We start from the raw sequence: 13481 nt of genomic DNA, 5'->3' as shown, positions 1-13481 counted from the left end.
CACACCCTCACCGGCCACCGCGGTGAGGTCAACGGAGTGACCGGTGCCGTCCTGCCAGACGGGACGCCCGTCGCCGTCACGGCCAGCTACGACAAGACGGCAATCGTGTGGGACCTGGAAACCGGCACCCCCCGCCACACCCTCACCGGCCACATGGAGTGGCTCTCTGCCGTCGGCAACGCTGCGCTACCCGACGGGACGCCCGTAGCCGTGACAACCGGCCACGACAAGACCGTGATCGTGTGGGACCCGGCAACCGGGCGGAAGATGTGGAGCACTCAACTCCCTGACACGGGTCTCTGCGTAGCGGCGATCCCCGCAGGACTCCTTATCGGCCACGGTCCGGACATCGCATGCTTCCTCTGGACCGATCTCGAAGGGCTTCTGGCCAGAGGCTGGCCGGAACCGAGCAGTGGCCAACGTGTGTGCTCATACTCGGCTGCGTAACCTCCTCAGAGCGCGCCCGGTGGGTGGTTCAGCAAGGCGGGGGGAGGTAGGCCCGTGAACTTCCGGACGTTTCGGGTCAGGTGTGCCTGGTCGGCGTAGCCGGTGCGGGTGGCGGTCTCGGAGAGGAGGGATCCGGTGCGGGCCATGGCCCGGGCGCGCGGGAGGCGCAGTAGGCGTGCCAGCGTATTGGAGCCGTAGCCGATGGCGGCCAGGGATCGCCGGTGCCGCCACCGCGCGCCCGCCCAGCGCGTCGGCGGTGGCGGCGAACGGGCGGCCAGCGACGCCACCGTCCATGGTGCGCCGGATCGTCCTGGAGCAGCGGGGTATGCGGGTTGTCCCAGGCGTCGGCGGTCAGGTACAGCAGCGGTGGCAGAGACAGGGGCACCCCCTAAATAGTCCGAGCCCCCTTGGCCTCAGCCAAGATCCCCCGAGACGACTCCTGACGCCCCCTAGGGACGCTGGTACGGTCCTGCATGGACGTCGCACAGGCTCGAGCCTTCACCGTGCCTCTGACGGCCGCCGAGCACGACCAGGTGCAGCTCGCCGCGGCGGCCGCCGGTCAGACCGTCGACGAGTTCATGAGGGCCGCGGTCCTCGCCGCCGCGAACGACCCGTTCCTCACAGCCCTTGAGCAGGCCGCCACCACCATCGCCGCCCGCGCCCAGGACGACCGGATACAACACGACTACGCAGGCTGGCCCCCGCCGGGCCATACAGGGGCGCTGGTAAAGAAGCTGTCCTCACGGGGCCGCGCTGCCAGAATCCGGGGCATGAGCGAGACCCCTGAACTGCCCTGGCCCGTACCCGACACACGCTTCCGCCATTGGGCCGGCCAGTTCGCAGACATGCATAATCTGGTCCGCGACCTCGTCATCCCGCCCGGCCTGCCACAGGCCGCGGAGAGCGTGCTGACCACGGCCCGCGAGCTGATCCGCATGAGCTATTACCGCTACGAGTTCATGATGATCGGCGCCGCGACCTCCATCATCGCCATCGAGACCGCGCTCTCCGACCGCTACGGCCAGGGGACCCTCGCCGACTACCTGAAGAAGGCCCACGCCGACGGCCTGATCACCGAGGAGCAGTACGACCTCCTCGACAGCTGCGGCCGGCCGATCCGGAACAAGTACGCCCACGGCGACCTCACCCACGCCGCGCTGACCCCGCCGCTGGCCGTTGGGATGCTCCGCACCTCGATCACGATCCTCGCCCAGCTGCACGCCACACCCGGCCCATCGGCACGGTGATGATCACCCAAGGCGTACGAAGGGCCCGGTACCGACGGGGGAGGCGGCACCGGGCCCCACTCAAACCGTAGCCGCGCATCAGCCGGGTGTGCTCCTGTTAAGGCGAACTACTCCGTGCTGACCAGCTCCTCCCGGGTACGCAACACCAACCGGCTGGGTAGGGTCGAGTTACACCGAGTGGGAGAGGTAGCTGCATGGCCAGTGATGTCGTGATTGCGCAGACCACAAGCGATGACGAAGACCAGGCGAAGGCGCTGGCCCGGGGCGCGGTCGAGAGCAAGCTGGCGGCGGGCGTTCACATCGATGCGCCAATCACCGCCTTCTACTGGTGGAAGGGCAAGGTCGAGGCAGCGCAGGAGTGGCGGATCTCGTACATGACTACGACGGACCGTCTCCCGGCGCTAGAGGCATGGGTGCACGAGAAGCATCCGTACGACGTCCCCCAGTGGATCACGCTACCCGTGACCGGTGGGTCGGAGGCGTACCTGTCCTGGGTTGTCGAGGAGACGGCATAGGGCAGAGAAGCGACGGGCCGGCAGTACGACGGCGTTCTCGTCCTTGAGTTTGTCCGCGTACCTCGCAAGGGGGCTCAGGATGCGAACTGCAGCAGATGAAGTGCGAGTTCCTGCTCACTGTCGGGAAGTGATGCTGCGATAGTCGCTGCCCGCTCCTTGCCCATCGTGTTGGGCTTGGCCTGTGCCGCCGCAGCGAATTGACGTGACACGTAGACGCCTTGGTCGACGTCGCCCCCACGCAGTAGGGCCGAAGCGAGATCACCCAGAACCACGACGCCCCCGCCCGGTAGTTCCTCTCCGAGGCGGTCGACTGCAGTGTCAGCTGTGGGTGTGAGTTCGGGACGCTTCAACTGGCCGTATACGGAGAGGGCCAACGAGTCCATGCGGTACGGGGTCACGAACCGGACCCACGCCTGCTCGCTGGTGTGATCCGCGAAGTCGTAGGCGAAGCGCGCTCGCTCCAACGCTCGGAGCGCTCCCGTCTCATCGCCGGCCGCCGCAGCCTCTTCCGCCTGCCTGCCGAGGACCCAGGCGGCAGCAGTGGCATTGCCGTAGCCCCGCACGTCGCTGGCAGCTTGGGAAAGGAGCTCCAACCTCGCCTTCGGCGTGGAGGCGCCGTAGCTGGCGTATGTCAGGGCCAAGGCTCGAAGGGGAGGATGCCCGGCGGTCGCCGCGCACTGCGAGGTTACCTTGTAGTAGGCGTCAGCTTTGTCGTGCTCGCCCAGGTCCCAGGCCACCCAACCGGCCAAAGCGGCGGTTTCTCCGGCAGCGATGGTGAGAGCCCGTTCGTGTTCGCTGGCACGAGGCAAGGCGGCGGTGATCGCGTCAAGATGCGACTCGACCGTGCTTTGCAGTCGCCGGGCGCTGAGATTGAGTTCCTGGACGTGCAGTTCAGCGGCCCGGTCGATGAGGGCAGCGGCGGCGGACGAATCGATCTTGGAACCCTTGTTGAGGGCGAAGGCGAGGCGCCCCCAGGGTTCCGCAGCCGCGCTCACACCGATAGCGGCGCCACCCAGCAGCGTGCGACGCTTCACGGCGTCCTGGCCCTCCCCTGCACTGGCGTGCCCCTTCCTCTTTCGAGCACGGGCCGCCTTAGCCTCCCGCTGTAGCTCCTCAAAGGGGACACCGCAGGCCGCCGCAATGTGACCGATTGTGTGATTGGTAGGAACGTTCTCGAAGTTCTCATAGCGGCTGATCTCTCGGCGGGTCATCGTGTCCCGGCCGGAGACAGCGTTAATGGCGTCTGCCTGCTCCTCCTGCGTCCGCCCTGCATCCTGCCGAAGCCGGAGGAGCAGGTCGGCGAACGGATCTGACATGAGTGTGACCTCTGTTGGTGGACGGAATCCAATCATGGACTCAATTCCCCCTCCAGTTTCCCCCCTTGACAGATTTTTCCCCCTCTGGATTCCCCTGGTCAACGGCGTCGCAGCGCGGTGCGATAGCCCCCATGACCAGGCTCCAAGAGGCGACCCCGCCCGGCGGGGGCATCCGTAGCTTCGCGGCCACAGCAGGCGCGTCAGACGTGAGGTCAGTTCAGGAGGACCGACGCAGCGCATCGGCACGGGCCGACATACCGGCGGCACAACGTGCCTGTCAGGCGGCTTTTCTCCCTGATCTCACGAAAGTTGGGGAGATGCGGCAGACAACCAGGGTCTTCCTGCGGCGGTGCCGCGTTCCGAAGTCGGTGGCTGGGTTCGTCGTGCTGGCCGTCTCAGAGCTGGTCACCAACGCCGTGGTTCACGGTGAGGGCGAAGTCTTGCTCCGGATCACGGTGGCCCTTGACTTGGTGCGCGTCTCGGTAACCGACCACAACCCAGCCCCAGCTGTACTCAAGGAAGCCGGACCCGACGGTGAATCCGGTCGCGGGATCCGGCTTGTCCATGCGATCTCAGACGCGTGGAAGAGCAGCGGCGAGGAGACATGGTGTGAGTTCGGATATGCGAGGGCTGAGGCTTGAATCAGACCTCCAGCTCGCCCCCGTCCATGCGAATGACGAGCGGCACAGCTCTGTCGCCCCCGCTACATAGAGCGCTCCGAGGGCCGTTCACTTGCCTTCGCCCAGTAGTTCGGTTCAAGCATCTCGCCAGGCCATGCCGGCTGACGGATCGGGCCCCGAGGCCCCATCTGTACGAAGTACGGGGCCAGGTCGATCACGGGCGTCCCGTCTACGGCGTCGAGATCGGTGACCAGGACGTCCCGGCCCTTGACCTCGAGCAACCGCGGATAGCTGATCGCCAATTGGTTGGGGCGCCGGTGGTTGCGGTGGACGAACGTACCGGTCGCCGGCCAGCTCTGGTTTCCCCGTGGACTGCGTGCGTGGAGCTGAACGTCTTCGGGTCGCGCCAGGTGGAAGCGCCACGTAACCGTCAGGTGAGAGAACTCCTCGATTCCCTGAAGCGTTTCGAGGGGGTACTCATCGTTGAGCCGGATGATCGATTCGACCCCGCCCTGGTAGTCGTCCTGCACGCGGGTGTGGCCCCCGACGACCTTGGCGATCGATTCGACCTCGTAGGTCGGCATCAGCGCTCGCTCCTCTCCCTGGGCTCAGCATGTACGGCGGCCTCGGGTCGGCGCCGCGGATCTGCTCTGCGGTCAGCCTATGGCGCGCAGCATGCCTCGCGCGCGGCGGTCCAGTTCGACGACGTGGCGACCACCACGTTGCCGGACGGGCGAGAGGTCGCTCTGCATACGGACGATGACGTCGCGGGCGCGGCCGGACTGGACTCCAGCCATGGCATCGAGGGCCTGGCTCCAGGTGGCGCACGCCTCATCAAGGCGTCCCTGCTGGACCTGGACGGCGCCGAGGTATCCGAGTGTCACGCTGTGGGTGCGGGCGTATTGCTGCCGGGGGCGGGTAGCGACGCTGCGCTTGAAATGGATCTCCGCGTCCAGTGGCTGCCCCATGTCACGCAAGGCACAAGCTGTCTCGTGGGCCAGGGAGGCTTCTTGGAAAAAGTCCACGCGGCTGGGGCCGCCGTTGTTGTCGGCGCGGGAAAGATCCTGCTCTGCGCGGCTGATTGCCGCGAGGGTTCCGGCGCGGTCGCCGTCCGCCGCGAGGGCTCGGGCGTGAACGATCGCGAGCAGGGCCTTCTCGCGATGGCTGGCCTGGCCGTACCGGTCGCGGGACATGGATGCGTCGGCCAATGCAAGCGCTCTGCGGGGGTGACCGAGGTCCACGGCTTGATGCGCGAGGGCGCGCAGGATGTGGCCGCCGAGCGGCCCGTCGCCCGCTTCAGCTGCAATGTGGGCGGCAAGGGTGAGGTAGCGCTGGGCAGTGCGGTGCTCGGAGGCGTCGAAAGCCATCCACCCCGCCAGGTAGGTCATCTCCGCCACGGCCGAGTAGGTGTCACGTCGAATCTGTTCCGTGCGGTGCCTGCTGCCAAGCAGGGGCACCGCTTCGTCGCGAAGATGGCCGGCGAGTGCCGATCGGCCGGAGGCCCCTCCGCGCTGCTGGTCGCGCGCGGAGTAAAAGGTCGTCAGTTCTCGGACGTCGTCGATGTCGGCCTGTGTCACCAGCCGGGGAGAGACTGCTGGGCGCTTGGCCGCAGCGGCGGGGGCGGCTGCCCACCACGAGGCGGTGGGCAAGACGAGGCCGGCGGCCGAGTACGCGGCGGTCGCCAGCAGCTTACGTCGGTGCATATCGAGGTCGTCGCTTCCCAGCTCAGCCAGCACGGTCAGAGGGTCGACGCTCCAGTCGGAACCGCTGTCGGTCGTGCCTGTCGGCACTCCTTCCAGCCCGAGGTCGGCCAGGGTGAGACGGCGGCCAAGCCTGCGGGACAGCGTCTCGCGCAGGATATGCGGCGCTCTTCCACTCGGTCGTGTGCCCTGGACCCACATGGCGATGTGCGAGCGGGAGATGGCCTCCAGCTCACGCGCCCCGCTCTCTGTGGCTACCCGGGCGACTGCGGCGGCTGCTTGTGGCTGGGACCAGCCTGCTTCACGCAGAAGTGCGGCGAGGGCGACGTTTCGCACGCGGGCCATGGGCTGCCCCTCGGTTCCGAAATGATCTTTGACGCCTTTGACGGTCCTCGGGACTGCGCAGGCATACCCCCCGACGGGGATTCACGGTTCGCTCAACGTAGCCGCCGGATCACTCGATTTGCACGCCGGTCGTCGGATCCGTACGGCGACCTCCACTCAACTTGGCCGGATCCGTACAGGAGTTGTGTCATGCGCATTCCGCTGGCTATCCATCGGGACACCTGTCAGCAAGTTGGTCCGAGCAGACAGGGTGGCGTCAACGCCGAGCCGGGCCCGCAGCGGAATCAGGCAGTTGCCGCAGCGGAGACGGTGGCACTCGTGCTGGACGAGGGCCCTTGCCCACCAGCCCGGCCCCGCCGGCCCGTTGCCTGACCGAAGCCTGCACCATCCTCCCGCCCGCCCCGGAGCGGACCCCCTTGCGCAGGGCTGTGTCCGCTGCCCGCTCAGTCCTGCGCTCCCCCCAGAGGACGTGATGACGACGACAGCCGTAAGGACGCCTCGCGCGGTTCTCCGCCGCGACGGGGACGTGATGGATGAGAGATTCCCCGTTGCTCCACGCCGGCGGGGCGAGCCGCCCCGGCCCGAGGACACAGTCCGAGTAGGCATCATGCGCCGAATCGCCGCAGCACGGCTCAAATACTGCGGTCTCGGGGCAATGATCGAGGACGTGTTGGTGATTGTCTCCGATCTGGTCACCAACTCGATCCTGCACGGCGGCACCACGGAGATCAGTCTGAAGGTGACCCTCCAGGAAGACCGCTTGCGCATCAACGTCCACGACGGCATAGAGGGCAGCATCAAGCCCAAGCAGCCAAACGACAGTGCCGAGACGGGCCGGGGCTTCGCGCTCGTCAGCGCCCTGGTCCAGGAGAGCGGCGGAGACTGGGGCGTCAGCGAAGACGGCACCACCATCTGGTGTCTCCTCCCCGCACGGGAGGGACGCCAGTGACCTCCACCGCCCTCACCCGCCGCGGCAGCGATGGTGCGCCTGGCTGGGACCACCCCGTGGAGCCCGCCAGGCTGCCGGCAGAAGCCGCCATGCACAAAGCCCTTGCGAAGATCCGCGCCTGGACCCCATACGACGGCGACGCCGTCCTGGACGACGTGGCGGACGCCCTCGACACCATCGCGACGCCCGAGGACAGGGTCGAAGCACTGGGGCTGCGCCTCCGCAGCCATCTCATGCATCTCGTAGGCACCGCCCTCAACTACGTCGCTGAGGAGAAGGATCAGCCGGAACCGCGCATTAAGCAGGCGCGCTACTTGCGCGAGCAGGAAATTCCGGGCGACTACCAGCAGGCCCTCGGCCACCTGCGCCGAATGGGGTGGGCCGTGAACGAGCTGCTGGACCTCCTGGTCGAGCACGAGATCATGAAGATGCCAGACTCCCTGAAGGATGGCTCGCTACCGGTGTTCGCCGAGGCACAGCCCCTCGCGGCACCCGGCACCAAGACAGGGCCGGCCGCAGCCAGTGCGTCCATTGTGGTCCTTGACCAGACGCAGCGGGGCCGGCCATGACGGTTCTCGTACGCCCCGAACTACCGGCGGGTGCCGCCCCTCTGTCTGCGCCAGAACGGCGTGCGCTCGCTCTGGCCGCGCTTGGCCACGACGGCTCAGAGATCACGGGGAAGCTGGCCGAGGAAAAGTACCGAATTCCTGCGGTCGGCCTGGGACCGATCTGGGCTACGGCGGCAAAGAAACTCGGCGCCGAACGCGTCCGGCCGCAGGGCCGGCAGCCAGAACTCGTCTTTCGTGCGCGTGTCCACGGCGTCCTTGACCTTCCGGACCCAGAGAACGCCGACTGGCTGCCCCCCTGACGTCCTCGGCTACGTCCAAGCGCTGGCTCGCGGCAGGACCCTGAAGCAGTACGCGGAGGACGACCTTCACACGACGGTCTGGGACGTGGAGGACATCGCCAAGCAGGCTCGGAAGATGCTGGGTGGAGCAGCACCCACTCAGGCAAGCCTGGTCTACCGGGCGCTGCCACAGCTGCTCCGCACCGTGCAGCCGCCGGTCGAGCACGCAGGAACAGATCTCCTGCCCGCTGTGCGGTCATCGTCGATCGCCGCCAGCCTCCAAACTGACCTGCCCAGCGATGAAATCCGCGCCGTGAGGGTGGGCCGGGTATGGATTCGTGCCATGCTTCCCACGCTCGGCTGGATGGGTTCCACTCTCCAAGCCGCTGAGGTGGTCGCCCGGCTGGTTTCCAACGGCGTACGCCACGGCCTGCCCAATCACACGACGACGCACACACTGCTCCTACGCGCCGCCGTAGACGAAGCAGGCAATCTGCTCATCGACGTGACCGACCTCAACCGGTCATTCCCCGACTTCGAGGCCGCAGTTCGAGGAGAACAGGGCGGCGGCCTTCGACAGATCGCGCAACTGGGTGCCCAGGTCTCCTGGTTCCTGCACCACGAAGGCCCCGGGAAAACCGTTCGTGCCGTACTCTCCCGCGGGCCGGTGGACCTCTGATGCCAACACAGCACCAGTGGAACGGCAAGCGCCTGCACGGTCCAGGTGAGCGCATGGCCGCCCTAGCCCCCCTCCATTGCCGACATCTCCGAGGCCCTGGCGAACGTCGAAACGGTGCTCGCCTGGGGCCTCCAGAGCCCCGGCCTCCGGGCCGACTGGCAACGTCGCGATGGACGGCGTCGAGGAATCCACCGAGTACGGCCGGATTGGCGCCGACCTGCGTACCCAGTGCCTCAACGTCGAGGTCGGCGGACGCCGGGCGCCTTCCTCCTCTCCATCGTCACCTGCGCTCTCCTGGCCGCCCTTCTTCGGCCCAGGAGCGGACGGCAGCCGACTCCAGCCATGCAGCAGCTCGCAGCTGAGGAAGATCAGCGGTTCGCGCCGCTGTGTTGGCAAATCACCCATTCACGCAAAGGAGTTCTGACGTGAGCACGACCGCCGGAATGCCCCAGAGCAGCGCCCTGTCGCGATGCGCGGGCCAAGGAGCCATGATGGCGGAGCGGCTGGCAGATCCCGCGCTCGTCGAGGCGGCCGTGGAGATCCGGCTGGGCAAGGGCGACTCCTGTGACACCTGCCTGGCTGTCCCGCTGGGCGGCCGGCGGGTGGCCGGGGAAGTCACAGTGACCGGCTGGAGCCAGGCCCTGATCGTCTTGCTGGCCCTGGACGGCAAGCCGGGGTTCCCGGATCTGAGGGACGGTAGTTTCAGCAGCGCGATCGACGCGCCGCGCACCATCCGCTGGGGTCTGCGTACCCACGCTGAGGGGCCGCGGCAACGGGCCAGGATGTGGGGCTACCACGACGCCGGTGTACAGGCATACGTAGCCGAGCAGACCCGCTACGACCCGCGGATCCCCGTCACACCGCTGCCCGCGCTCCCCGCGGCCCCCAGCGTGGCACGGATCTACGATCTCCTCCTCGGCCGCCGTGGGGACAGCTACATGGCGGACAGAGCATTCCTCCGCTCGCTCACTCCGGCCGACGCCGAGACCCTGTCCACAGCTGCTGTCGTCAACCGCACGCACCTGCCCGCCGTGGTCAGCCACCTCACCGCACGCGGCATCGACCAGTTCCTCGACCTGGGGTCCGGACTGCCGGCCGCCACCGACTTCGGGCCCAGCGACAACCCCCTGCATGACCCGCTCCACGCCATCGTGGCCCGGCACCACGACACCGCGCGCGTGGTCTACGCCGACCACGATCGCACCCTCTTCGGCTTCAGCCGCGCGGTGCTGTCAGAACACCCGATGAAGCCGCAGTACGTCCAGGGCGACATCCGGTACACGCGTCAGTTCCTCACCTCGGGCCGGGTGCAGCACCTGCTCGACTGGAACCGCCCGATCGCGGTGCTGCTGCACGACGTCCTGCCCTGGATCGGCACCGACACGATCGTGAAGAGATCGCTGGCCATACTCAGGGAGCAACTGCCACCGGGCAGCGCGATGTCTATCACCCATGCCGCTGATCTCGGCGATAACTGCATGAGTCGGTTCACCAAGGCATTCCGCGCGGCGGGAATCACCTACAAGCCGCGTGATCCCGCCCTCATCGAGGAGTTGTTCGGGGACTGGCCTCTGGAGTCGCCGGGACTCGTACCCACCAACCGTTGGCACCCCGGTCACCCGCACGCCGCTCTCGCCCCCCATGAGGCCGGCGCGCTCGCCGGGCTCGCTTTCAAACTGGAGCCGATCGCTGGGGAGGCGAAGTCTGCCGCCGTTCAGCCGGGCGTCGCCTCGTCGACGCAGTCCCGTTCGGAGCCCGACCACGGCCAAGCGCTCACAGCGGCCCAACATCGCCCGCATCCTTCTTGACCGCGCGGCAAGCCCTGCCGGTCAGGGCGGCGCTCGCCACAACTTGAACGACGCCATCGCTGTGGCAGGAAGAGCGGCAGATCGCTACCCAGATCTTGTTCGCCGCCGCTATCGGAAATCAGGCCCTGCTGTTGTACGCCCACCATTGAGAGGACGCACGATGAACCACCTGCCGCCACCCGAGCCCGGCGCTGCCCTTCGCGTAGTAGAGGACAAGGCCCCTCCCTCGCCGGGCATGAACCTGTTCGGCATCCCGTCCGGTGAGGTCCTGACCAGCGACCCGAGCAGGCTGGCCAGGCTGTGGGAGGGGGCAGGCCAGGGTTCGAGGCCCGGAGTCGGCCGCATGAACACGGTGAGCACCCTGAACGTCGTGCATGAGCGGCAGACGCCGGAGTACTGGGACGCGATGTACGCCAAGGGCTACCGGGTGCCGGATCCGACGCCGTTCGAGCGTCAGATGTTCCGGAATTACGCGGCCGTGAAGTCCGGGCAGCGTGTCGTCGACGTCGGCTGCGGCCAGGGCCGTATGGCCGCGCACATGGCCACCTGGGGTCTGACCGTGAGGGCCTTCGACTTCAGCGGCGTCGCCATCGAGCACGCGCGGGCCAGCCACCAGGACCACGGGGACTTGCTGACGTTCGCCCGACACGACTTCAACGCCGACGCGATCCCGGGCGCGCTGGAGCCGGGCTCCGTCAACATCATGGTGTGTCGGCACAGCCTGGAGTTCCTGGACCTGCCCCGCTTCCTCACCGACGCGCGACGCTGGCTGATCCGCTCGGGCGTGCTGCACATCACGACGCACCGCGCAGAGCTGATGCCTCCGACGGCCCCCCACCGTGGCCTGACCGGGCGGCAGATCGAAGTGCTGCGTCCTGGATGGCAGTTCATGACGACCTACGGCCTGGACGGCAGCGGCAGCCTGATCGGAATCGTGCTGCGCGGTCCCTGCTGAAGAACTCCCGCTTCGTGGCTGCCGATCGGGCGTCACACCAGCCAGGAAGCGGGGCTGATCGGCTGGCACGGGGAGCCCTCCCACCCCGCCTGGCGCCCCGTGCCGGCCCGTGACCACTGACCAACCCGACACGGGTGAGCACACGCCGCACCTGGACGGCGCGGCCCGTCCGTCCCCACCGAGGAGGAACAAGCAGTGAAAAGGCCGGACCTGGCAAATGAGTTGAAGGAGCGCATGGAGCGAGACCAGACGGCCAGGCATCGCATGCTGGAGTCACGGCTCCCGGAGGACTCCGAGGCGGTGCAGGCCATCGATGTGGACAACACGGCTTGGCTGAGGACCGTCGTGTCGGCGCACGGCTGGCCGGGCGTGGACCTCGCCGGTGAAGAAGGCGCCGATGCCGCGTGGCTGATCACACAGCACGCCGACCACGACACCCAGTTCCAGCGCCGCGCACTGGAACTGCTGACCCACGCGGCGCTCGCCGGTGATGTGCCGGCCCGGCACTTCGCCCTTCTCACCGACCGGGTCCGGGTCGCCGACGGCCGGCCGCAGGTGTACGGCACGCAGTACGACCAGGACGGCGCGGGCAACGTTGTAGGGCCGTACCTGGTCGAGGACCCGGAGCGCCTGGACGAACGGCGGATGGCGCTCGGCCTGGAGCCGCAGGACGTGTATGACCGGCAACTCCGCGCGGTGCATGAGCGGAACTGACCACCAGCCCCGGGCGGGGGCCAATTCAGCGAGTCCGAGCTGACGACCACGACGGATTGAAAGGACTCCCCTTGATCACCCAATCGGCGGATGCGTCTGCCCTGCTCTGGGGCCGTTGTTTACACGCCGTCAGGTCTTCGCCGCTTCGGCCTGTAGAAAGATGACACGATGGCGCGCTCCCGCTCTGCAGCACCCGAAGGCAGGAACGACGTCCTGGAGAGGCATCTCAACCAACTCGGCTGGTCTGTCCGCAGCTTTGCCCAGCGCGTGTTCGAGTACTGCCAGAAGGTCGGCATCTCATACACCGGCAATCCGGGCACCGTGTCTCGATGGTGCACGGGGGACAACCGGCCCAGTCCGCCGCTCGCGGCAGCCGCATGCCACGTGCTGTCCATGGCTCTGGGCCACCCCGTGCCCCCGAGGAGCCTGGGCTGGCCGGAGGAATCGAACATTGCACTGGATTCCCTCCTGTACCGGGATCTGCCGCACGCGGCTCGGATGCTGGCTGAGCTGTGGGAACTCGATGCCGGGCGCGACCGAAGACTCGTGGAGAGGACGTTCCGGCCCGGCGAGTTCCGGGATGCCTCGCACCAGGCGCTCGTCATGCCGCCGGACACCGATCTGTCCGGGCATGGCCGGTTCCAGGTCATGGTGTCGGACATCGAACTGCTGGAGGCGCAGACCAGGGTCTATGGCCGGTTGGACGCACGGCATGGAGGCGGGAAGTACCGATCTGTCTTCGCTGCCTTTCTGTCCACTCACGCCACGCCGCTCCTCAACGGTGGCTTCACCGAGCGTCTGGGAAGGCGGTTGTACGGCAGTGTCGCGGATGCGGTGCTGGCGACCGCCAGCATGGCCTACGACGACGAGTTACCCGGACTGGCCCAGAGGTACGACCTGCAGGCCCTAAGGCTGGCCCAGGCGATCGGGGACCGTGCGCGGATTGCGCGCGTGCACATCCACCAAGCCCGGCTGGCCGCCGCCCAGGGCGAGCGCCGGGATGTGATTACCCACGCTCGTGCCGCGGTGCTGGCCAGTGCCGGTGTGCCGCCCTTGGTGATGTCCTATGCCGCGATCACCGAGGCCCGGGCGTGGGCACTCAACCGTCAGCAGCAGCCGACGCTGGATGCCGTCGCTCGGGCGAGGGAAGCATTCACGGCCGCCGGGCACGCGCGTGATCCGGAGTGGCTGTCGTGGTTCGACCGCTGTGAGCTGGAGGGCCAGGCAGCGTGGGCGCTCGCGGTCGCCGGCCTGGCTGACGACGGGATGCGGGCGCTGCAGACAGCGAAAGGCATGGCCAAGGACCGAACCCGTGACCGCGTAGAACTCATGATCACTT

Annotated in this window: 14 protein-coding genes and 1 pseudogene; 11 read left to right on the top strand and 4 right to left on the bottom strand. The window is 67.7% G+C overall.

The genetic code is table 11. The annotated features are described in order from the left end of the window. The coding region (locus tag AB0L75_RS42855) for a PQQ-binding-like beta-propeller repeat protein (RefSeq protein ID WP_365191719.1) at positions 1 to 447 on the top strand (447 nt) is incomplete at its 5' end. A 5-nt stretch (positions 448 to 452) separates the two neighbouring features. Here the strand turns inward: AB0L75_RS42855 and AB0L75_RS42850 are convergent. Beyond that, a pseudogene (locus tag AB0L75_RS42850) lies at positions 453 to 726 on the bottom strand (helix-turn-helix domain-containing protein); the annotation flags it as partial. A gap of 194 nt (positions 727 to 920) precedes the next feature. Here AB0L75_RS42850 and AB0L75_RS42845 point away from each other — a divergent pair. Together AB0L75_RS42845 and cutA are read left to right on the top strand one after the other, a co-directional pair. Then, on the top strand, positions 921 to 1694 hold the full coding sequence (locus AB0L75_RS42845; RefSeq protein ID WP_365191718.1) for a hypothetical protein: 774 nt from the start codon (positions 921 to 923) through the stop codon (positions 1692 to 1694). Between the two features lie 194 nt (positions 1695 to 1888). Beyond that, entirely contained in the window at positions 1889 to 2209 is a 321-nt protein-coding gene (gene cutA, locus AB0L75_RS42840) for a divalent-cation tolerance protein CutA (protein WP_365191717.1), read from the top strand. A 74-nt stretch (positions 2210 to 2283) separates the two neighbouring features. On the opposite strand, the gene AB0L75_RS42835 is transcribed toward cutA, so the two are convergent. After that, entirely contained in the window at positions 2284 to 3525 is a 1242-nt protein-coding gene (locus tag AB0L75_RS42835; protein ID WP_365191716.1) for a helix-turn-helix transcriptional regulator, read from the bottom strand. 254 nt (positions 3526 to 3779) lie between these two features. Here AB0L75_RS42835 and AB0L75_RS42830 point away from each other — a divergent pair, with 254 nt between their 5' ends. Further along, positions 3780 to 4166, top strand: coding sequence for an ATP-binding protein (locus AB0L75_RS42830; RefSeq protein ID WP_365191720.1), 387 nt, complete (start codon positions 3780 to 3782; stop codon positions 4164 to 4166). Positions 4167 to 4228: 62 nt separating this feature from the next. On the opposite strand, the gene AB0L75_RS42825 is transcribed toward AB0L75_RS42830, so the two are convergent. Together AB0L75_RS42825 and AB0L75_RS42820 are read right to left on the bottom strand one after the other, a co-directional pair. Next, the gene (locus tag AB0L75_RS42825; RefSeq protein ID WP_365191715.1) at positions 4229 to 4729 is read right to left on the bottom strand and encodes an SAM-dependent methyltransferase; all 501 of its coding nucleotides are present in this window, start codon (positions 4727 to 4729) and stop codon (positions 4229 to 4231) included. Between the two features lie 72 nt (positions 4730 to 4801). Continuing rightward, a complete protein-coding gene (locus AB0L75_RS42820) occupies positions 4802 to 6190 on the bottom strand; it encodes a Tat pathway signal protein (RefSeq protein WP_365191714.1) in 1389 nt (462 codons plus the stop codon). Positions 6191 to 6797: 607 nt separating this feature from the next. Here AB0L75_RS42820 and AB0L75_RS42815 point away from each other — a divergent pair. The 7 genes from AB0L75_RS42815 to AB0L75_RS42785 all read left to right on the top strand — a co-directional run. Beyond that, entirely contained in the window at positions 6798 to 7139 is a 342-nt protein-coding gene (locus AB0L75_RS42815) for an ATP-binding protein (protein WP_365191713.1), read from the top strand. Continuing rightward, positions 7136 to 7708 (top strand): DUF6415 family natural product biosynthesis protein, encoded by a 573-nt coding sequence (locus tag AB0L75_RS42810; RefSeq protein ID WP_365191712.1) that lies wholly within the window; start codon positions 7136 to 7138, stop codon positions 7706 to 7708. The genes AB0L75_RS42815 and AB0L75_RS42810 overlap by 4 nt, the downstream gene beginning before the upstream one ends. Positions 7709 to 8092: 384 nt before the next feature. Then, positions 8093 to 8665 (top strand): hypothetical protein, encoded by a 573-nt coding sequence (locus AB0L75_RS42805; RefSeq protein ID WP_365191711.1) that lies wholly within the window; start codon positions 8093 to 8095, stop codon positions 8663 to 8665. A gap of 425 nt (positions 8666 to 9090) precedes the next feature. Then, positions 9091 to 10473: a DUF6302 family protein gene (locus AB0L75_RS42800; protein ID WP_365191710.1), complete on the top strand. Its 1383-nt coding sequence runs from the start codon at positions 9091 to 9093 to the stop codon at positions 10471 to 10473. A 160-nt stretch (positions 10474 to 10633) separates the two neighbouring features. Then, the gene (locus AB0L75_RS42795) at positions 10634 to 11428 is read left to right on the top strand and encodes a class I SAM-dependent methyltransferase (protein WP_365191709.1); all 795 of its coding nucleotides are present in this window, start codon (positions 10634 to 10636) and stop codon (positions 11426 to 11428) included. Positions 11429 to 11623: 195 nt separating this feature from the next. Further along, the gene (locus AB0L75_RS42790; RefSeq protein WP_365191708.1) at positions 11624 to 12142 is read left to right on the top strand and encodes a DUF6624 domain-containing protein; all 519 of its coding nucleotides are present in this window, start codon (positions 11624 to 11626) and stop codon (positions 12140 to 12142) included. A gap of 168 nt (positions 12143 to 12310) precedes the next feature. Then, the coding region (locus AB0L75_RS42785; protein WP_365191707.1) for a transcriptional regulator at positions 12311 to 13481 on the top strand (1171 nt) is incomplete at its 3' end.

This window comes from Streptomyces sp. NPDC052101, from assembly GCF_040680235.1.
Classification (GTDB): Bacteria; Actinomycetota; Actinomycetes; order Streptomycetales; family Streptomycetaceae; genus Streptomyces.
This window is presented reverse-complemented; position numbering and strand designations above follow the sequence as displayed.

What these genes read in the sequence shown, in the direction of transcription:
- AB0L75_RS42845 (WP_365191718.1), top strand. Translation starts at nt 921, where the DNA reads ATGGACGTCGCACAGGCTCGAGCCTTCACCGTGCCTCTGACGGCCGCC.
- cutA (WP_365191717.1), top strand. Translation starts at nt 1,889, where the DNA reads ATGGCCAGTGATGTCGTGATTGCGCAGACCACAAGCGATGACGAAGAC.
- AB0L75_RS42835 (WP_365191716.1), bottom strand. Translation starts at nt 3,525, where the DNA reads ATGTCAGATCCGTTCGCCGACCTGCTCCTCCGGCTTCGGCAGGATGCA.
- AB0L75_RS42825 (WP_365191715.1), bottom strand. Translation starts at nt 4,729, where the DNA reads ATGCCGACCTACGAGGTCGAATCGATCGCCAAGGTCGTCGGGGGCCAC.
- AB0L75_RS42820 (WP_365191714.1), bottom strand. Translation starts at nt 6,190, where the DNA reads ATGGCCCGCGTGCGAAACGTCGCCCTCGCCGCACTTCTGCGTGAAGCA.
- AB0L75_RS42815 (WP_365191713.1), top strand. Translation starts at nt 6,798, where the DNA reads ATGCGCCGAATCGCCGCAGCACGGCTCAAATACTGCGGTCTCGGGGCA.
- AB0L75_RS42795 (WP_365191709.1), top strand. Translation starts at nt 10,634, where the DNA reads ATGAACCACCTGCCGCCACCCGAGCCCGGCGCTGCCCTTCGCGTAGTA.